The organism is Ruegeria sp. BH8, from assembly GCF_056538065.1.
Genome location: NZ_JBQFSP010000001.1, coordinates 996,129 through 1,014,124, shown reverse-complemented (window position 1 = coordinate 1,014,124; position 17,996 = coordinate 996,129). Strand labels below are relative to the sequence as shown.

17 protein-coding genes are annotated in these 17,996 nt (G+C 57.9%); 8 read left to right on the top strand and 9 right to left on the bottom strand.

Annotated features, from left to right (window positions below; all coding sequences use genetic code 11):
• Nucleotides 1–47: 47 nt before the first annotated feature.
• The 3 genes from ACR0AD_RS05005 to ACR0AD_RS04995 all read right to left on the bottom strand — a co-directional run bounded on the left by ACR0AD_RS05005 (nucleotide 48) and on the right by ACR0AD_RS04995 (nucleotide 3,506).
• Nucleotides 48–1,256 (bottom strand): multidrug effflux MFS transporter, encoded by a 1,209-nt coding sequence (locus tag ACR0AD_RS05005; protein ID WP_480485490.1) that lies wholly within the window; start codon nucleotides 1,254–1,256, stop codon nucleotides 48–50.
• Between the two features lie 76 nt (nucleotides 1,257–1,332).
• Entirely contained in the window at nucleotides 1,333–1,992 is a 660-nt protein-coding gene (locus ACR0AD_RS05000; protein WP_480485492.1) for a DsbA family oxidoreductase, read from the bottom strand.
• Nucleotides 1,989–3,506 carry a class I adenylate-forming enzyme family protein gene (locus ACR0AD_RS04995; protein WP_480485494.1) on the bottom strand — a complete coding sequence of 506 codons (1,518 nt, stop codon included), beginning with the start codon at nucleotides 3,504–3,506 and terminating at the stop codon, nucleotides 1,989–1,991. Before ACR0AD_RS04995 ends, ACR0AD_RS05000 begins: the two co-directional genes overlap by 4 nt.
• 65 nt (nucleotides 3,507–3,571) lie before the next feature.
• Here ACR0AD_RS04995 and ACR0AD_RS04990 point away from each other — a divergent pair, with 65 nt between their 5' ends.
• Nucleotides 3,572–4,195 (top strand): helix-turn-helix domain-containing protein, encoded by a 624-nt coding sequence (locus ACR0AD_RS04990; RefSeq protein ID WP_209503779.1) that lies wholly within the window; start codon nucleotides 3,572–3,574, stop codon nucleotides 4,193–4,195.
• Here the strand turns inward: ACR0AD_RS04990 and ACR0AD_RS04985 are convergent.
• Together ACR0AD_RS04985 and ACR0AD_RS04980 are read right to left on the bottom strand one after the other, a co-directional pair.
• Complete coding sequence (locus tag ACR0AD_RS04985) at nucleotides 4,184–4,423, bottom strand: hypothetical protein (RefSeq protein WP_209503780.1); 240 nt, start codon at nucleotides 4,421–4,423, stop codon at nucleotides 4,184–4,186. The genes ACR0AD_RS04990 and ACR0AD_RS04985 overlap by 12 nt on opposite strands.
• 554 nt (nucleotides 4,424–4,977) lie before the next feature.
• Nucleotides 4,978–6,795, bottom strand: coding sequence for an extracellular solute-binding protein (locus ACR0AD_RS04980; RefSeq protein WP_480485496.1), 1,818 nt, complete (start codon nucleotides 6,793–6,795; stop codon nucleotides 4,978–4,980).
• 300 nt (nucleotides 6,796–7,095) lie between these two features.
• Here ACR0AD_RS04980 and ACR0AD_RS04975 point away from each other — a divergent pair, with 300 nt between their 5' ends.
• Complete coding sequence (locus ACR0AD_RS04975; RefSeq protein WP_480480719.1) at nucleotides 7,096–7,869, top strand: 3-hydroxybutyrate dehydrogenase; 774 nt, start codon at nucleotides 7,096–7,098, stop codon at nucleotides 7,867–7,869.
• Nucleotides 7,870–7,933: 64 nt separating this feature from the next.
• A complete protein-coding gene (locus tag ACR0AD_RS04970) occupies nucleotides 7,934–8,959 on the top strand; it encodes a patatin-like phospholipase family protein (protein WP_480481663.1) in 1,026 nt (341 codons plus the stop codon).
• On the opposite strand, the gene ACR0AD_RS04965 is transcribed toward ACR0AD_RS04970, so the two are convergent.
• The 3 genes from ACR0AD_RS04965 to ACR0AD_RS04955 all read right to left on the bottom strand — a co-directional run bounded on the left by ACR0AD_RS04965 (nucleotide 8,960) and on the right by ACR0AD_RS04955 (nucleotide 11,507).
• Nucleotides 8,960–9,640: a DUF502 domain-containing protein gene (locus ACR0AD_RS04965; RefSeq protein WP_267365243.1), complete on the bottom strand. Its 681-nt coding sequence runs from the start codon at nucleotides 9,638–9,640 to the stop codon at nucleotides 8,960–8,962.
• Nucleotides 9,641–9,705: 65 nt separating this feature from the next.
• Nucleotides 9,706–10,617, bottom strand: coding sequence for a pseudouridine-5'-phosphate glycosidase (locus ACR0AD_RS04960; protein WP_480528362.1), 912 nt, complete (start codon nucleotides 10,615–10,617; stop codon nucleotides 9,706–9,708).
• Nucleotides 10,614–11,507, bottom strand: a complete 894-nt coding sequence (locus ACR0AD_RS04955; protein WP_267365241.1) for a PfkB family carbohydrate kinase — start codon at nucleotides 11,505–11,507, stop codon at nucleotides 10,614–10,616. The genes ACR0AD_RS04960 and ACR0AD_RS04955 overlap by 4 nt, the downstream gene beginning before the upstream one ends.
• Nucleotides 11,508–11,677: 170 nt before the next feature.
• On the opposite strand from ACR0AD_RS04955, the gene ACR0AD_RS04950 reads away from it, so the two are divergent.
• Nucleotides 11,678–12,820: a HupE/UreJ family protein gene (locus tag ACR0AD_RS04950; RefSeq protein ID WP_480485500.1), complete on the top strand. Its 1,143-nt coding sequence runs from the start codon at nucleotides 11,678–11,680 to the stop codon at nucleotides 12,818–12,820.
• Here the strand turns inward: ACR0AD_RS04950 and ACR0AD_RS04945 are convergent.
• Complete coding sequence (locus tag ACR0AD_RS04945) at nucleotides 12,817–13,437, bottom strand: thiamine phosphate synthase (protein ID WP_480485501.1); 621 nt, start codon at nucleotides 13,435–13,437, stop codon at nucleotides 12,817–12,819. The two genes, ACR0AD_RS04950 and ACR0AD_RS04945, sit on opposite strands and share 4 nt — an antisense overlap.
• Before the next feature lie 154 nt (nucleotides 13,438–13,591).
• Between ACR0AD_RS04945 and ACR0AD_RS04940 the strand changes: the two genes are divergently transcribed.
• The 4 genes from ACR0AD_RS04940 (at nucleotide 13,592) to yghX (ending at nucleotide 17,974) form a co-directional block, all read left to right on the top strand.
• A complete protein-coding gene (locus ACR0AD_RS04940) occupies nucleotides 13,592–14,335 on the top strand; it encodes an RNA methyltransferase (RefSeq protein WP_480485503.1) in 744 nt (247 codons plus the stop codon).
• 59 nt (nucleotides 14,336–14,394) lie between these two features.
• Nucleotides 14,395–15,540 (top strand): heme A synthase, encoded by a 1,146-nt coding sequence (ctaA, locus tag ACR0AD_RS04935; protein ID WP_480485504.1) that lies wholly within the window; start codon nucleotides 14,395–14,397, stop codon nucleotides 15,538–15,540.
• Between the two features lie 4 nt (nucleotides 15,541–15,544).
• Nucleotides 15,545–17,014 carry a carboxypeptidase M32 gene (locus ACR0AD_RS04930; protein ID WP_480485506.1) on the top strand — a complete coding sequence of 490 codons (1,470 nt, stop codon included), beginning with the start codon at nucleotides 15,545–15,547 and terminating at the stop codon, nucleotides 17,012–17,014.
• 63 nt (nucleotides 17,015–17,077) lie between these two features.
• Nucleotides 17,078–17,974, top strand: a complete 897-nt coding sequence (gene yghX, locus ACR0AD_RS04925; protein WP_480485508.1) for a YghX family hydrolase — start codon at nucleotides 17,078–17,080, stop codon at nucleotides 17,972–17,974.
• Nucleotides 17,975–17,996: the final 22 nt, after the last annotated feature.

Here is a 17,996-nt window from a genome sequence, read left to right as displayed (position 1 = left end):
CCCGTAAGTTCAGGGTAGGATAGCGTGATTCACCCGCAATTCACAGGTCAGGCAGGCAGCCTTTCTTCGATGCGACCCATGTGGATCATCAGGCCAAACGCCAGAACGCACATACTCAGGATGCCAATTGTCAAAGGCGCGATGGACCCGTTGAACAGAAGCCCGATCGGGGCGGCGATTGCCGCGGCCAGTACGGTTGAAATCGACCCGACAACCGACGCGGCCATGCCCGCGATGTGGCCCATGGGTTCCATGGCAATGGCATTCAGATTGCCGATGGTTACACCAGCCATGAAAAAGACCATCGTCTGCCAAAAGACAAACAGGGCAAATGACATATCGGGTGAAAGGTTCGCCATGTTCAGGATGATGACGACAGACGTGATGGCAATCTGCGCGCCGAAGGCAAAAGTCACCATCCGGCGCATCCCGACACGCACCACCAAAGCCGCGTTCAAAAGGCTGGCCGAACCTGACATCAGGGCGACAAATCCGAACCAGAAGGGAAAGCTGTCGGCCCGATCATGGATCACATCATAGACCGGTTGCACCATAGTCAGCATAGTGAACAAGGTCCCCATGCACAAGGTTTGCACGAAGATAGACAAGCGCACAGTCGGATGCGCAAACATTTCGTTCACAGCCGCAATCATCTGATGCAGACGGAAGGGACGGCGGTCCTCGACAGCCAGAGATTCGGGAAGTCGTGTGCTCATCCACAATACGACGATCAGAGCAAACAGGATGAAGGACACGAAGATCCCGCGCCAGCCGAAGAGGGCGATAACACCAGCGCCCAGCATCGGAGCCGCTGCTGGTACCAACGTAAAGATCATCATGGCAATCGAGATGATGCGTGCCATTTCCCGGCCCGAATACAAGTCACGCGTGATGGCCATCGCCACGACACGTGGCCCGGCAGCGCCCAGACCCTGCACAACACGCGCAATCAGTACCAGTTCCAGCGAAGAACTGGCCCAGGCAACAGCCGAAGCCGCAATGTACAAAAGCGCTCCGCAAAACATCACCGGCTTACGCCCCAGCGCATCCGATAGCGGGCCGGTAAAGAATGTACCGATGCCCATTCCCAGAACGAAGGACGTCAGGATCAGTTGGGCGCGATTGACGTCATCAGGGCTGAGCTGCGCGCCGATTTCGGGCAGGGCGGGCAGCATTGAATCGATCGAAAACGCGATAGTGGCGAACATCATTGCGATCAGCGCAATGAATTCCGCCTTCGACATGCGGTTGGCCATGAAGCACTCCTAACCTGTTCGCGCTATCACGGTGAATCGGGTTAGACCAGACTGGAAATTCGCACAGACCTCTGTGCTATTCTGCAGGATAAGCCTCAAGTTGAGACATGATCTCGGCGATCACTTTCTCCCACATTTCAGGCGGTTGAGCACCCGGAACGGCATGTTGATTGGCAACTATGTAGGTCGGGACCGAGCTGACGCCCATTTCACGAGAATGAGTATCGCGGTTGCGAATATCCTCGCGATCAGCGTCGGATTTCAGCAGCTTCATGACCACCGCAGCATCCATTCCGGCACTGTCTGCGATGTCGGACAGGACCTCGGGGTCGCCGATATCGCGGGCCTGAACGAAGTAGGCATCGAACAGCGCATCGACGACAGCATTCTGTTTGCCTTCGATCCCGGCCCAATGGATCAGGCGATGTGCATCCAGAGTATTGGGTGTGCGTTTCATGCCTTCGAAGTCGATCTTCAGACCGGCGTTTTCAGCGTGTTCAACCACGGGCGCATAAGCACGTAGGGCACCGTCCTTGCCACCGAACTTGCGTTCCAGATATTCGCGACGATCCATACCTGCGTCCGGCATATCAGGGTTCAACTGAAACGGATGCCATTCGATGACAAAAGGGTGCTCGGGCACATTGGCCAATGCTTTGTCCAGATGCGTTTTGCCGATATAGCACCACGGGCAGATCGGATCGGACAGGATGTCGAGCTTGACGGTCTGGGTCATGTGGCTGGTGCCTCGAAATAGGCCGGCAACGCCCGGCGCAGGAGTTTGCCATTGCCACCGGTGGGCAGCACAGGCAGGTGGATGAAGGCGCGCGGTTGTTTGTAACGTGCCAGATTGGCCTCGACATAGGCGCGCAGGGCCGCATCGTCCAGCTTTTCCGGGCCGGTATAGAAGGCTGCTATCACAAATGAGTCCGGTTTGACCTCGACCGCGGCCGCGCCGACCTGCGTGATACCGGGAAAACGGGACAGGGCGGCTTCTACCTCGACCGGAGACACGCGGTAGCCTCCGGCATTCATCATGTCGTCGTCCCGGCCCAGATAACTGATCTGGCCGTCCACAGCCATTGCCCCTTGATCTCCGGTCAGGAACCATTCGCCTTGCATCCGGGTTTCAACTTCATCCGGTGCATTGAGGTAGGTCAGCATCAATCCAGGGTCAGACCGATGAATGGCGATGGTGCCTTCTTGCCCCTGCAGCACCGGGCCGTCCGGGCCCAGAATGGCCACGCGACGACCCGGTTGCGGGTGCCCCAATGCGTCGCCGCGCGCAGGATGGGCCGGGCTGGAGGATATGAAGGTCGAGCATTCAGACATGCCATAGGCTTCGAACAACTCCGTACCGGTGGCGCTTAGCCATTTCTCGTGCAGTGCGCGCGACAGCTTTTCCCCCGCGCATAAACCGTGGCGAAGGTCAGGCAAGTTGATTTGCTCATACTCTTGCACCAATTTGCGAAAGACCCCCGGTGCCGCGGCAAAGATCGTTGCGCGATGCTGGCGGAGCAGAGCGGGCAGGGCGGAGATGTCCGTGCCCGGTTCCGGGATCAAGGCGGTTGCGCCGATGGTCCACGGGTCCATCAGACCGGTGCCAAGTGTATAGGTCCAGTTGAACGCTCCGGCGTGACACAGCCGATCGGACGCGCGCAGACCATACCAACCATCAACCATCATCTGCCGCGCCCAGATTGCCCGATGGGCGTGGGCCACGGCACGCGGACTGCCCGAGGTTCCCGAGGTGTAGACGACATATGCCATGCGCTCGGGGTCGCCCAGGTCATAGCTGGCGGGTGGAATTTCGCGCATGGCCTTTAATGCATCCAACTCGATCTGTCTGGGATGAGGCGCGCATGAGACAGCGGGATCACGAAGAACCGCAGCCGGGGACAGATCGTCGATCATTCTGGCGGTTTCGGGTTCCGTCAGTTGCGACGAAGTCGGCACCGGAATGATACCCACTGAAATCGCGCCCAGATAGGCAATCGGGAAATCCACCGTATTGCTGAGCCGCATCAGAACGGTATCGCCGGGTGTCAGACCTGATTGCAGCAACCCCGCACCTGTGCCCAACACGGCAGATTGCAGGTCGCGATAGGTCCAGTCCTGCGCGCCGTGGGGCATTAGTACCGACAACGCCACTTTGTCAGGGACCTGATCGGCACGGCCAAGGACATGCGCCGCCAGATTGAACGGTGCGGGGCAGGGCGCGGGCGCCCCCTGATCGAAGACAGATAACATGGCCATTGGCTAACGCGGTGTCTGGCGCGTTGCAAGCACGGCTGGCCAAGCCTATAGAGAATGGCATGAGCACCCAAGATCCCAAATCCCTGATCCGAATTGCCCGCGATTCCGGCGATCACACCGAAGTTGAACCGCTGGACCTTGGCGCGCGCGTGCGCGAATTGCGCAAAGCGCGGAAATGGACGCTGGAGCAGGCCGCCAGTCAGGCCGGTTTGGCCCGTTCTACGCTCAGCAAGATCGAGAACGGGCAGATGTCACCTACCTATGACGCGCTCAAAAAGCTTGCGGTTGGGTTGGAAATCTCGGTTCCTCAGCTTTTCACACCGCCGCAGCGGGACCAGGTCATCGGACGGATGGCGATTACCCGGATGGGCGAAGGGGCGGCCCACGCGACAACGACCTACGAGCATGAGTTGCTGGCCGAAACCCTGACCAAGAAGCACATGCTGCCCTACCGTGCGCGGGTTCGGGCGCGGTCCATGGACGAATTCGACGGCTGGGTGCGCCACGATGGCGAAGAGTTCATGTATGTTCTGACCGGTGTTGTCCGGCTTTATACCGAATTCTATGAGCCGGTTGAAATGCGCAGGGGTGACAGCGCCTATTACGATGGCAGCATGGGCCACAACGTAATCTCTGTCAGCGACGAAGACGCGACAATCCTTTGGGTCACATCACTTGCTTAGCGACGCGCGGCAGAATTCTCTGTTCAGACCTTCGGTGAACAGGAAATCTTCGACCTCTTCATGAGCTTCGTTCATGGTTAACTGGTGACGCTCTGCCAGATAGGCTTCGAACCCTTTACGGTCTTTTGATACGCGCATCATGTCCTGGTCACGCAAATTCGGAAAACGCCGCTTTGCACGTGCGTAGGCCGCATTCCAGTCTTGTGTCAGATCCGTCCAGTTCATCATGTATGAGCTTTCCTTATGTAGCGATTAGGACTGCTCTCCCCCTCTTTAGGGTACGTAATGGGTGCCGTAAGGGAAGACATGACAAAATGTCGCAGCATGTCTCGGCATTCCTTTTACAAGATTGTGCCTCTGCAATACCTGCCACAACAGGGCGGCAGGCTCGAAACTGTTGAAAGTACCTGCGGATCAGGAGGCCTGTTTGGTGCGGAACCGGGTATTCTCGGCGCGCAGGTTGTAAAGGCGACCTCCATCTTTGGGCAATGTTTAACTACCCCGATTCAATGCAGCTTTTGACGTTGACCGAAGCAGGCTGAAGGAGGGTCTCATGGGATCGACCGGCATCCGATATGGCCTGCATGTGAGGCTGCGACCTGCTGTCGCCAAACGTAGACCTGAGTGTGATGGCCATGTGCTGAATTCCGCCGACAGGCATAGTTTTCCGGGGCCAATCGTGCAGGGAGCGTAAAGGAATCGCGTATTTCAAGGGGTCCGCCAACACCCCGCGGTGAACAGCCGGTGTCGTGTAAAGCCCGGCTGTCCTGATGTTCAAGTGATTACCCGGCGTCGTACCACCACACTTCCGGCATGTATTGTGGTCCGTCGCCATAGATTGGCACAGTCTCAGGGAACTTGAGCTCGCGGATGTGGGCAATCCGCCCGACATCAAAACTCCAGATCGGGATGACATAGCGACCAGCCGTCAGAACCCGGTCAAGTGCGCGGGTTGCAGCAGTGAAATCTTCACGTGTTTCCGAGACAAGCATGGCGTCAATCATCGCATCAACAGCGGGCGAGGCCACGCCCATCAGGTTGCGTGTACCGGGTGTGTCCGCGTTCTCGCTTCCCCAATACAAACGCTGTTCGTTGCCGGGAGACAGTGAAAGAGCACGCCGGAAGGGCGTAACATCAAAATCCAGTTCCCCGGTGCGCCCGACATACTGCGCGTTGTCGACCTGCTCCGTCGTAACCTGAATGCCAAGCCGTTCCAGAGCGCGGGAATAAATCTCGACCACCGACGCCATCTCGCTATCCCCCTGCTGTAGCAAGACCGTCATTTTGAACGGGTCACCATTCGTGTTGCGAAAAACCCCGTCCTGAACGGTCCAGCCCGATTCGGTCAGCAGTTTGGTGGCTTTGCGGATGTTTGCGCGGTTGCGGGCTGAACCGTCGCCCTTCGGCAGTTCATACCCTTCCAGCGTTCCGGGGATCAGATCCGAGGCAAAGGGTTCCAGCAGGGCTTTTACCTGCCCTTGGGCCGGTCCGGGCTGCATGGCCAGGTCTGAGCCCGAGAAGTAGGACGTGATCCTTGGCTGCGTCCCACCAGTGATCGTGTCGTTGATGAATTCGAAATTGAAGGCCAGCGTCAGGGCCTCGCGAACGCGCCAGTCGTTAAACGGGGCTTTGCGGGTGTTCATCACGAACCCGGTCATGCCTGACGGTTTGCCATGCGGTATCTCGGTCTTGATGACATCACCGCGCTGAACGGCGGGGAAGCTGTATTGCGTGTCCCATTTGTCGCCGTTGAACTCACGCACCGCTGATAGTTCACCGGCTTTGAAGGCTTCGAACAGGACGCTGCCGTCGCCGTAGAACTCGATCCGCATTTCGTCCAGATTCATGGTGCCGCGGCGGAACGGGATATCCTGCCCCCAATATTCGGGGTTGCGACGAAGGTTCACATAGCGCCCCGCCTCGTAGCTATCGATCACATAGGGGCCGGTGCCGATTGGGACATCTTGCAAGGCGGCGTCGGCAAAATCCTTGTCCTGCCACTGCGCCTTTTGCAGGATCGGACGCATCCCTGCGAGCAGGGCAAGTTCGCGATCAGGCACGTTGAAAGTAATCCGAACCGAACGCGGGCCGGTCTGTTCGATCCTGTCGACTTTGTCCCAAAAACCGCGATAGCGCAGATGCCCCTGAGTGCCGAGCGTCTCATATGACCAAATCACGTCGTCAATCGTGACCGGGCTGCCGTCAGAAAACCGGGCCTCTTCCCGCAGGGTAAATTCAACCCACGACCGGTCCGGCGCCGTCTCAACTGATTCGGCTAACAGCCCGTAAAGTGTGAAAGGTTCGTCCCAGGATCGCCCCATCAGACTTTCATGGGTCCAAAATGGCAATTGCCAGGGCGAGGTGCCTTTTTGCAAAAACGGGTTCAGGCTGTTATAGCCGCCGGTATTTCCGAAAACGACTTTGCCTCCTTTGGGGGCATCGGGGTTGGCATAGGGTAGGGACACAAAATCCGGTGGTAGGGCCGGGTCCCCATACATAGCTATGCCATGTGACGATTCTGCATGGGCGACAGAGATCATGAAAATGCTTGCGATTCCCGCCGCAAGTGGTCGAAACGGTCGGAGAAAATCCGGGCTCATTTTGGAAACAATCCTGCTCTGGCCTTATTTTGTTGGGATTCACCGTAGTGATGATTTTTCATATTATCAAACTTTTAGCTTGGACGAAGGCGTGGAATTGCTTATAAAGGATGCACTGCTCGATAGGTTTCTTGCCTGTATGAAACCTGCCTCAATAACTTAACGCCCGCTTCGTGCGGGCGTTTTTTTTGGCTGCTTGAGAAGTGTCAGGCTGGGATTTCAGGCAGTTGTGTTTCCCCGTTTTCTTTGCAGGTGCAGCATGGCATTGTGCACCAAATCATCGCTTCAGGGAGAACGGTCATGAGCCTTTCCGGCAAAACAGCAATCATCACGGGGTCTAATTCTGGCATCGGTCTGGGGGTCGCGCGCGAGCTGGCGAAGGCCGGAGCAGATGTTGTCCTGAATTCCTTTACGGACCGAGACGAAGATCACGCGCTGGCCGCTGAGATTGCCAAAGAGACCGGAACCAAAGCGCGTTACATCAAGGCGGACATGTCAAAAGGCGAAGAGTGCCGGGCGCTGATTAAGCAGGCCGGAGCTTGCGACATACTTGTGAACAACGCGGGCATTCAGTTTGTGTCCCCGATCGATCAGTTTCCGGCGGAAAAATGGGATGCGATTATTGCGATCAACATGAACTCGGTCTTTCACACGACCGCTGCCGCACTGCCGATGATGCGCAAGGCGGGTTGGGGTCGTATCGTGAATATCGCCTCGGCCCACGGCCTGACGGCGTCGCCATTCAAGGCAGCCTATGTTGCCGCCAAGCACGGGGTGGTGGGGATGACCAAGACCGTTGCGTTGGAAACCGCGCAAGAACCTATCACCTGCAACGCCATTTGCCCGGGCTATGTGCTGACACCCCTGGTTGAGGCCCAAATCCCGAACACGATGAAAGAATACAATATGAGCCGCGAGGAGGTTGTAAAAAACGTGCTTCTGGAACGGCAACCTTCCAAGGAATTCGCCACGGTTGAGCAACTGGGCGGGACAACCATTTTCCTGTGCTCGGACGCAGCGGCGCAGATCACGGGAACCACGATTTCTGTCGATGGCGGCTGGACCGCCTTGTGATTGGCCTTGGGGGCGCTGCCCCCAAACCCCCGGAGTATTTCTGAAAAGATGAAGGGTGAAGGCGGTGGTACGGATCAATCTGGCTTTGCAGGGCGGCGGTGCGCATGGGGCGTTCACCTGGGGTGTGCTTGACCGACTGCTGGATGAGGAAGACATCGAGGTTGCCGCGATCACCGGTACATCCGCCGGTGCGTTGAACGGTGCGGCGTTCAAATCGGGGATGGTTCATTCAGGACGTGAGGGTGCGCGTGCGCAGCTGGACGGGCTTTGGAGGCGTATGGGTGCGATTGGAGACATGCGTATAGCCAATTGGTTTCGCGGGTTGGAACCGGCCGCAATCGCGCAGGCGATGGAATATTCGGTGCCGTTTTCAATCGGTGATGCCTGGTCGCGGATGGTGTCGCCTTATGCCTATGGTCCATTCTACAGCAATCCGCTGGAGCCGGTGGTGGACAGGTTCAATTTTGCGGAAGTATGCGCCGATGCGGGACCCCGCCTGTTTGTGTGCGCCACCTGCGTGAGAAGTGGGAAAATCCGCGTCTTTACTGGCGAGGAGGTCTCGACAGATGCCATTCTGGCTTCAGCTTGCCTGCCGACCCTGTTCAAGGCAGTCGAGATATTTGATCCAAATACTAACCGGGTCGAAGCCTACTGGGATGGCGGTTATACTGGTAATCCGGCGCTCTATCCGCTGTTCAACAATGACCTGCCGGATGACGTAGTGATCGTGAATATCAACCCGTTGGAGCGCGACGCGGTACCGGTCACACCGCAGCAGATCCAGAACCGGATCAACGAGATCAGCTTCAATTCCTCCCTGTTTCGCGAATTGCGGGCAATCAGCTTTGTTCAGCGGCTTCTGAAAGAGGGCAAGCTGAAGGCCGGGGACATGAGCCGCGTTCTGGTGCATATGATTGCGGATAACGAGTTGATGAGCAGCCTGTCTGTTGCCACCAAAACCGTGCCCAACCCGGTTATTTTGCACAAGCTGAAACAGGCGGGGCGGGCGGCAGCGGATCGTTTTCTGGCCAAGCACAAGAGTGATCTGGGCCAGACCAGTACAGTCGATCTGCCGACCATGTTCGGTTAATCACTCGGGTGGTTGCGTAGGGTCTTTTTCGTTAGGATAAACGAGCCCGGCCGAGATCACCAGTTTCGCGGCATCCTCAATTGTCATGTCCAGCAAAATTACGTCTTCCGCCGGGAAAAACAGCAAAAAGCCCGAGGTCGGGTTGGGGGTGGTCGGAACAAAGACGCTTAGCAGCTCTCCTCCGGTCTCTGCGCGTTTGCTGATTTCGCCCCTGGCGGTTGTCGAGACGAACCCAATGGCCCAGATCCCGCGGCGGGGGTACTGGATCAGGCAAGCCTTTTCAAAAGAGCGTTCGGTTTGGGCAAATACGGTTTCCGAGATTTGTTTGATCCCGGAATAGATCGAGCGGACGACCGGCATCCGATCTACCACGCTTTCGGCGAACAGGATCAGGGACCGGCCCAGAATGCCTTTGGCGATCCACCCTACAATCACGGTAAAGATCAGGAAGATCACGACGCCCACACCGCGCAGGTTGATACCAACGTATTGTTCCGGTTGGAACTGATGAGGCACCAGTGGCAAAACGGCACTGTCGATCCAGCCGACTACCGACCAGATCAGCCAAACCGTCAGCCAGACCGGTGCAATGACAACGAGGCCGGTCAGGAAAGATGCGCGCAGCCGTGCCAGCATGCCAGGACGGCGATGATGCGGTTCTTCGTCGAACGGTGTATTCATCTTGGTTCCGAGTGGTTATCGGGATTTAGGTAGTCAATCGGTAGCCATGGCACAATAGGCTTGCGTTATCCCTGTTCTGCCAGTGCCCGTGCAATCGCCGCAGCAAGGCGCGCATTGTTGCGCACGAGGGCAATGTTGGCGGTAAGCGAACGTCCTTCGGTCTTTTCAAAGATACGTTGCAGCAGATAGGGCGTCACATCTTTTCCGGTGATCCGATGCGCATCTGCATCAGCCTGTGCCTCGGCGATGATGGGGGCCAGTATTTCGGAAGGGATCTGATCCGCGATCGGGATCGGGTTCGCCACAAGCTGCCCGCCGGGCAGGCCCAACGCGCGACGCGTTGCATGGGCCTTGGCGATAGCCTCAGGAGTGTCCATGCGCAGGGGGGCAGCATAGGGTGATTTTGCAGACCAGAAGGCAGGAAACGCATCCTGGCCATGGGCGATGACAGGCACCCCCAGCGTTTCCAGAACTTCAAGAGTTTTGGCCAGATCAAGGATGGCCTTGGCCCCGGCTGCGACGACGGTGACTGGTGTATGGCCAAGTTCGTGCAGATCAGCCGAGATGTCGAACGTGGTTTCAGCGCCCTGATGCACACCCCCGATGCCGCCGGTGGCAAATACCTCGATCCCGGCATAATGCGCGGCGATCATGGTGGCGGCGACGGTTGTGGCTCCGGTACCACCGGTCGAGATGCAGGCCGCCATATCTGCGCGCGAGATTTTGGCAACGCCTTGCGCCTGACCCAGCCATTGCAACTGGCCAGGCTCGAGCCCCACATGCAATTTGCCTTCAATCACCGCCATGGTCGCCGGAACCGCCCCCGCATCGCGGATGTCCTGTTCGACCTGCGCCGCAACTTCGACGTTTTGCGGGTAGGGCATGCCATGGGTGATGATGGTGCTTTCCAGCGCAACGATGGGATGACCCGCGTCCTTGGCAGCGCGGACCTCGGCTGAATATTGAATGTCGATCACAGTGGGGTTTCTCCGGAAACGTAGGTTGCTGCGGCATGCAGAGCGCGGGTCAGAGCCTCATCACTCGATGCGCCGCCGGATTCTGAGGCGATATGAGCCGCCATGAAGGTATCCCCGGCGCCGGTCACACGGGTGACCAGAACGGAGGGGGGTGTTTGGGTCAGAATTTCGTCCGAACTGCCGATCGTGGCCGAGCTGCCGCCATCGGTGACCAGCACGCGCAGTGCGCCACGATCCAGAAGGCCCTTTGCGGCAGATTCAGAATCGGTGAATTCACGCTGGCACAATATTCCTGCTTCTTCGAGGTTCACATAAAGCGTGGCGCGGGCATGTTTCAGGAAGGGCAACAGGCGCTCGGCCTTACCTGGCGAGGCCGGGGCAACACGCAGATCGGCACGGGCAAATGCAGGGCTTTGGGCGATTTCTTCCAGCAGGTTCAGGGTCAGGTTGCCGTCAAGCGCAATGGGCCCCTCAAAGGGCGTGTTTTCATAGCCAAGCGGGCCGTGCATCAGCGGACGCAGTATCTTAGCGCCAGCGGCTTCCAGCGAATGCGCGTCGGCAATGGCCGCGATCAACCCGTTGGCACCTTCGACGGCCATATATCGGTCGGTCGGCAGGTCCTGCGAGCGATAGATGTGATCCGTGATCATACCGAGGCGGGAACAGGCATGAATCAGCTCGTCGCCCTCGGGGTCGCGGCCAATGGCGGTCAGCAGGGTTGGCGTCATACCAAAACGCACCAGCGTCATGGCTATGTTCATAGCAACACCACCCGGCAGGCGGGTAATCCGGCCAGGCACGTCCGAGCCTTGCCGCATGGCACTGGCCGATCGTCCGATCACGTCCCACAGGACCGAACCGATACACAGGATATTACTGTTCTGAGTCATAAAGGACGTCATGCCGCAGCGGTGATGCCCATGCAAGTCAGAACGTTACCGCAATCAGAGATTTACGGTGCACAGGTCCGATATGCCCTTTGGGCTTGCGATCTGCGGCCTTCGCGGGAACAATCGATAGCAATGATTGGTGATTTGATTTTCCTGTTGGAGCTTTTCGTATGAATGGCCCTGTTTTCCGCGCCATCTTTCGAACCCTCAAAACCTGTGCCCTGAGTTTTTTTGTTCTTGTAGCTTTGCATCCCGGATCCGGCAGAGCGCAATCCGCCCCGCCGACCGTCGTTGATTTCTGGGTCAAGTCCGACACTTTGTTTCTAGAGTTGAAATGGAATGCCGAGGCCATATTAACCGGGAACAATCCCGCGCAGCCCGCTGCGTTTTCCGACGATCCAAACTACAAATCCTTGCGGCGACTGGTTTCCTCTGAGCTGGAACCCCAGATCAGAGAGTTCGTTCAGCTCTGGAAACATAATCTTATCGTGGAGGCACCAGAGCGATTGAGTTTGTCTTATGAAGGTGTGCGTATTCCTGTTGTAGGAGAAACGGAGAAAGTGCGGGTTTCCAAACTGTTGCTGACTGCTCCTTTGCCCGATCAGGCGTCAAACCTGCGTCTGACCTGGCCGTCAGAAAGCGGACCCATCGTTCTGCGACAGCAAAATGTCGCGGCCCCATACACCGGGTATTTGGCTGCCGGTGAAGCCAGCCCGCTGATCCCCTTGCAAGGCGGGGCGTCTCTGACAACGCAACAAACATTGCAGACATATTTCACAAAAGGGGTCGATCAGTTTCTCCGAAACCCAATTAAGCCATCCATTCTTGTTTTGGCGCTAGTGTTTCTGTCTTTGAAATTGCGCCCAGTGGTATCTCAACTGGTGTTCCTGTCAGCGGGCGCTCTGATCGGGCTTGGGCTGGGTTTGCATGGCGTATTGGATGCAGGAAAAGTGAGCGAGGCCCCGGTTCTGGTGGCTTCGACCATCGTTCTGGCGCTGTGGAACCTGGTTGCCCGGCGATTGCAGGTCTGGCGTTTGTTGGCGGTTCTCGCCATTGGCGGTCTTCAAGGTCTGGTAATTGCCTCGGCCCTGGTCGGGATCGGAGTGCCGCCAGATCATCTGCCCCCGGCCATCTTGGGCTTTGGCGCCGGGAATATTCTGCCGCTTGTTGTAGTAGCCTTTGCCGGGCTTGCTCTGGCGCTTTTGTTTTCTGGCGGCTCACACCGTAAACGAGGCCGGGTATCGGTTCTGGCCTCGATGCTGATTGCAGGTGCCGGGGTCTACTGGATAGTCGAGCCTTGGGTGCAGGGTTAAGGCAACGCGGCCAGCAGCGTTTTCAGTGCACCAAGCGGATCGTCATTGCCCCAGATCTCATCGCCAATGCCAAAGAAATCGGTGCAGGGGGCCAGATCGCGGATCAATTCGGGCGTCAACCCACCTTCGGCCACAACCGGAACCTCGATCATCTCGGACCACCATTGGAACAGGTCCTTTTCGGCGCGGGTCCCGTCCCTCAGTTTGGCCGAGCCGACAGGACCGAAGGCCACATAATCCGCTCCGTTTTCACCAGCAGTCATACCATCATGGCTGGACGCGCCGCAAAAGCTTCCGACGATTGCATCGGCGCCCAGTTCCTTGCGCGCGGTGCGGACCGAGCGTGCAGCATCATCCAGGTGCACCCCGTCCAGCCCCAGACGCTGCGCCAGCAATACATGGTTCGAGATTACGATGGCCACGTCGCGCGCGTGGGCGATTTCACGGCAAGCGTCGGCCGCGCGAGCGATGGTATCTTCGTCACTTCCGGCCAACGCGAGGCGGACACAGGCAATCTCGACCCCGTCCAGCACAGTCGCCAGCTTGTTCGTGAACGTGCTCAACTCGATAGTCGGAGGCGTGATCAGGTAAATCTGCGGCTGCTCGGGGGTGTCCATGGGCGCGTCCTTCGGCTTTCAGTCTTTGGCGCGGTTTAGCGGATTGCGGCTGGGAAGCAAACTTTTATGGTCAAGAGCCTGCAAATAACGCCCCTGCGCCTTGCCCTGCAAGAGCCTGCCAATTACAGCAGGCCAAGTTTTCTTAAGGTGAGCCATGCCCAGCGACAAACCCCAGCCTTCCTTCGTGCTTGTGCGCCCGCAAATGGGTGAAAACATCGGTGCTGCTGCGCGGGCGATGTGGAACTTTGGGCTGGATCGGATGCGTATCGTGGCCCCGCGTGACGGCTGGCCGAACCCCAAAGCGGTGGCAATGTCCAGCGGCGCAGGGCGCTTGCTGGATGAGGCGCAGCTGTTTGACGACTTGGCCGGGTCGCTGGCCGACAGCACTTTTGTCTTCGCCACGACAGCCCGTCAGCGGGGCTTGACCAAACCTGTCTACAGCCCCGAACACGCAATGAAGATTGCCGCCGAAAAGATTGCTGCGGGCGAGAAGGTTACCGTTCTGTTCGGCCCTGAACGCGCGGGGCTAGAGAATGAAGACATCGCCAAGGCCAACGCGATCATCTCGGTGCCGGTAAACCCGGAATATGCCTCGCTGAACCTTGGTCAATGCGTATTGCTGACCGCCTATGAGTGGATGCGCCAGACCGGGGATGTGGTGCATGAATCGACCGATCTGGGCAAAGGTGACTGGGCCACTGGGGTCGAGGTCGAAAAACTTGTCGAGCATTACGAGGACAGGCTGGAGGAGGCGGGGTTCTTCTACCCTCCCGAAAAGGCCGAAGGGATGAAGGTTAACCTGCGCAACCTGTGGTCGCGGATGCGAATGACACGGGCCGATGTGCAGATGTTGCACGGGATCATGCGTCAGATGGTCCGCTGGAAGGATAAAGGCTGAGGCTGGACCTATCTTCACCCAAGCCCTAGCTTGCGACAAAATCAGGACATGAGGACAGCATGAGCGGTAGGCGCAGCATCTTCGAAGAGGTCACGGACACCAAAAAACAACAGGCGGTTCAACCCGGTATGATCGACCGGGGGCGCGGCGGCGCGCGCAATGCGATCCGCGTCTGGCTGATGATCCTGTTTGCTCTGGTCGTTGTGATGATCGCGGTTGGCGGCTTGACGCGCCTGACTGACAGCGGCCTCTCGATCACCGAATGGCGCCCGATCACCGGAGCTTTGCCGCCGATGACCGAAGCGGACTGGCAGGCAGAGTTCGACAAGTACAAGCAGATTGACCAATGGCGCATCCAAAACCAGTGGATGGAACTGGGTGATTTCAAATCCATCTATTGGTGGGAATGGGGCCATCGTCAGTTGGGCCGCATGATCGGTCTGGTCTGGGCCGCTGGATTTCTGACCTTTCTACTCACCCGTAAGATTCCGACAGGGTGGACGGGAAAGCTGATCGTTCCGGGTCTTCTTGGCGGTCTGCAGGGCGCTGTTGGTTGGTGGATGGTGGCCTCGGGCGTCACCCAGGGTGAAGGCATGACGGCTGTTGCAAGTTACCGTCTGGCAACGCATTTGGGGCTGGCTTTTGTGATCCTGGGAGCGCTGGCCTGGTACATCTTTGAACTCGGCCGGGAAGAACGTGACCTGATGCAGGCGCGCCGGGCCAAAGAGGTCAGGCTGTTTTCATTGTCCACAGGGCTGATGCACTTCGCCTTTTTACAAACACTCATTGGCGCGCTTGTCGCCGGGATCGACGCCGGGCGGTCTTACACCGACTGGCCGCTGATGGGAGGGCAGTTGCTTCCACCGGATGCGACTATGTTGGAGCCGATGTGGCGAAACTTCTTTGAAAGCCCTGGTCTGGTACAGTTCATCCACCGGTGTGCAGGGTATCTGCTGTTCATCTTCGCCGTTGTCGTCTGGCGACGTGGCAGCGGCAGCGCGCATCCGCAGACGCGTTTTGCCTTCAACGCTGCTTTCGCCGCGCTTTCGTTACAGGTCGTCGTCGGCATCGTGACCGTGGTTTACGGCGCGCCATGGCAGGTCGCAATCTTCCACCAGTTTATGGCCGTCATCGTTTGGACGCTGATCCTGCGCGCGCGGTTCCTCACGGCTTATCCAATCGCAACATCTGTGCGCGGAGTTTAAAATTATGACCGCTTTCAATGAACTGATGACCTTTCAGCGGGAAACTTCGGCTTTGGGCCAGATCGCCGGTCGGCTTGGCTGGGATCAGGAAACCGTCATGCCGCGCGGCGCAGCGCCACAGCGCGCCGAAGAAATGGCAGCTATCGAATCTGTCCTGCACGCACGTCGTTCTGATCCTCGTGTTGCCGAATGGTTGGATCAGGCCGCGCCTCAGGATGAGGTCGGCAAGGCGCAGATGCGTGAAATCCGGCGCGCATATGATCGCGCGGTGAAGGTGCCTGCCGATCTGGCGACGGCGATCGCCCGTGTGACGTCCGCTGCGCAGGGAAAGTGGGCGCAGGCGCGCGCGGACGAAGATGTCTCGGCCTTTCTTCCGGTTCTGGAAGAAGTCGTGTCGCTGAAACAACAGGAAGGCGAGGCGCTGGCGCAAGGGGGCGACGTATACGACGCCATGGTCGAAGATTACGAGCCCTACACGACCAGCGCACAGATTGCGGATATCTTCGACCAGATGCGCCCACGACTGGTAGCCCTGCGTGCCGCCGTGCTGGAGCGGCCCGAGCCCGCTGCCCTCAACCACAGTTTTGACGAGCAGACCCAGATGCGTCTGACACAAAAACTGGCGGTCGCCTTTGGCTACGACCTGAACAATGGTCGCGTGGACAAGGCGGTTCACCCGTTCAGTTCCGGCAGCGGTCTTGACGTCCGCATCACCACACGAACCAGCGAAACAGACCCGTTCAATTGTTTCTATTCCACCATTCACGAGGTGGGCCACGCCGCCTATGAACAGGGGATCGACAGGAAATACCTGCTGACACCGCTCGGGTCTGGTGTGTCGATGGGCGTGCATGAAAGTCAAAGCCGGATCTACGAAAACCAGTTGGGTCGGTCGCGGGCCTTTACCGGTTGGTTGTTCGAACAAATGAAAGAGGCGTTCGGCGATTTCGGCATCGCCGATCCGGATGCGTTTTATGCGACGGTCAACCGCGTGCATAACGGCTATATCCGCACCGAGGCGGATGAGGTTCAATACAATCTGCACATCATGCTGCGGTTTGATCTGGAACGCGCGCTGATGGCCGGAGACTTGCAGGTCGGCGATCTGGAAGCCGCCTGGAATGATCGGTTCAAGGCAGATTTCGGTTATGCGGTCGACAAGCCCTCGAACGGTTGTTTGCAGGATGTGCATTGGTCGGTTGGGTTGTTCGGTTACTTCCCGACATACTCGCTCGGCAATGTCTATGCTGGGTGCCTCTATCAGGCTTTGCGCGGTTCAGAGCCCGATCTTGATGCGCAACTGGCTCGCGGCGACACCACCGGCGCAACCAGCTGGTTGCGCGAGCATGTGCAGCAGCATGGCGGCCTTTATGCACCGCGCGAGGTGATAGCCCGTGCAAGCGGCATCGAGCCCGGACCGGACCCATTGCTAACCTATCTCGAGACCAAGTTCGGCGCGCTCTACGATTTGTGAGTTTCCGAATTGCCTCCCAAGCGTTAGAATCGGTGCACCGATACCATCGCCTGGGAGGCAACGATGACCGGAAAAGCCCGCAAGAAAGCCAGTGATTTTGATCCGCGTATCCTCGAGATATTCGATGGATATGTGCACGGCACGATGTCCAAGCGTGAGTTCATCTCAAAAGCCGGTAAATACACGGCTGCCGGAATGACAGGCGCAATGATTCTGGACCAGTTGCAACCCAATTACGCCTGGGCGCAACAGGTGGCACCGGACGATCCCGCGATCCAAACCATGGTGGTCGCATATGACAGCCCGGACGGGCACAGCGAAACCAGCGGCCTGATGGCGATGCCGGCAAATGCCGAAGGAAAATTGCCAGCGGTACTGGTCGTACACGAGAACCGGGGTCTAAACCCCTATATCGAGGACGTTGTGCGCCGCGCGGCCAAGGCCGGTTTTCTGGCTTTTGGACCTGATGGGTTGTCGCCCCTTGGCGGCTATCCCGGTACTGATGAAGAAGGGCGAGAAATGCAGCGCTCGATGGACCGGGAAAAACTGATGGCGGATTTCTTCGCCGCCTTTGAATTCCTTCGTGATCATGAACTTTCGACAGGCAAGGTTGGCTCTGTCGGCTTCTGCTATGGCGGAGGTGTTTGCAACGCGTTGGCCGTAGCCTATCCGGACCTTGCGGCCTCGGTGCCATTCTACGGTCGGCAACCACCAGCCGAAGATGTTCCGTCCATCGAAGCACCTCTTATGATCCACTATGCCGGTCTGGATGAGCGTATCAACGCTGGATGGCCCGCATATTCAGAGGCGCTGAAAGCCAATCAGAAGAAATTCAGCGTGCACTTCTATCCGGACGTCAATCACGGCTTTCACAACGATACGACGCCCAGATATGACGAAGCCTCGGCAAATCTGGCATGGAGCCGGACCATCGCTTTTTTCAATACCTACCTGACATGAACTGAACCCCGGGAACCGTCGA

Coding starts and splice junctions, on each gene's coding strand:
- ACR0AD_RS05005 (WP_480485490.1), bottom strand. CDS start 1,256: ATGGCCAACCGCATGTCGAAGGCGGAATTCATTGCGCTGATCGCAATG.
- ACR0AD_RS05000 (WP_480485492.1), bottom strand. CDS start 1,992: ATGACCCAGACCGTCAAGCTCGACATCCTGTCCGATCCGATCTGCCCG.
- ACR0AD_RS04995 (WP_480485494.1), bottom strand. CDS start 3,506: ATGTTATCTGTCTTCGATCAGGGGGCGCCCGCGCCCTGCCCCGCACCG.
- ACR0AD_RS04990 (WP_209503779.1), top strand. CDS start 3,572: ATGAGCACCCAAGATCCCAAATCCCTGATCCGAATTGCCCGCGATTCC.
- ACR0AD_RS04985 (WP_209503780.1), bottom strand. CDS start 4,423: ATGATGAACTGGACGGATCTGACACAAGACTGGAATGCGGCCTACGCA.
- ACR0AD_RS04980 (WP_480485496.1), bottom strand. CDS start 6,795: ATGAGCCCGGATTTTCTCCGACCGTTTCGACCACTTGCGGCGGGAATC.
- ACR0AD_RS04975 (WP_480480719.1), top strand. CDS start 7,096: ATGAGCCTTTCCGGCAAAACAGCAATCATCACGGGGTCTAATTCTGGC.
- ACR0AD_RS04965 (WP_267365243.1), bottom strand. CDS start 9,640: ATGAATACACCGTTCGACGAAGAACCGCATCATCGCCGTCCTGGCATG.
- ACR0AD_RS04955 (WP_267365241.1), bottom strand. CDS start 11,507: ATGACTCAGAACAGTAATATCCTGTGTATCGGTTCGGTCCTGTGGGAC.
- ACR0AD_RS04950 (WP_480485500.1), top strand. CDS start 11,678: ATGAATGGCCCTGTTTTCCGCGCCATCTTTCGAACCCTCAAAACCTGT.
- ACR0AD_RS04945 (WP_480485501.1), bottom strand. CDS start 13,437: ATGGACACCCCCGAGCAGCCGCAGATTTACCTGATCACGCCTCCGACT.
- ACR0AD_RS04940 (WP_480485503.1), top strand. CDS start 13,592: ATGCCCAGCGACAAACCCCAGCCTTCCTTCGTGCTTGTGCGCCCGCAA.
- ctaA (WP_480485504.1), top strand. CDS start 14,395: ATGAGCGGTAGGCGCAGCATCTTCGAAGAGGTCACGGACACCAAAAAA.
- ACR0AD_RS04930 (WP_480485506.1), top strand. CDS start 15,545: ATGACCGCTTTCAATGAACTGATGACCTTTCAGCGGGAAACTTCGGCT.
- yghX (WP_480485508.1), top strand. CDS start 17,078: ATGACCGGAAAAGCCCGCAAGAAAGCCAGTGATTTTGATCCGCGTATC.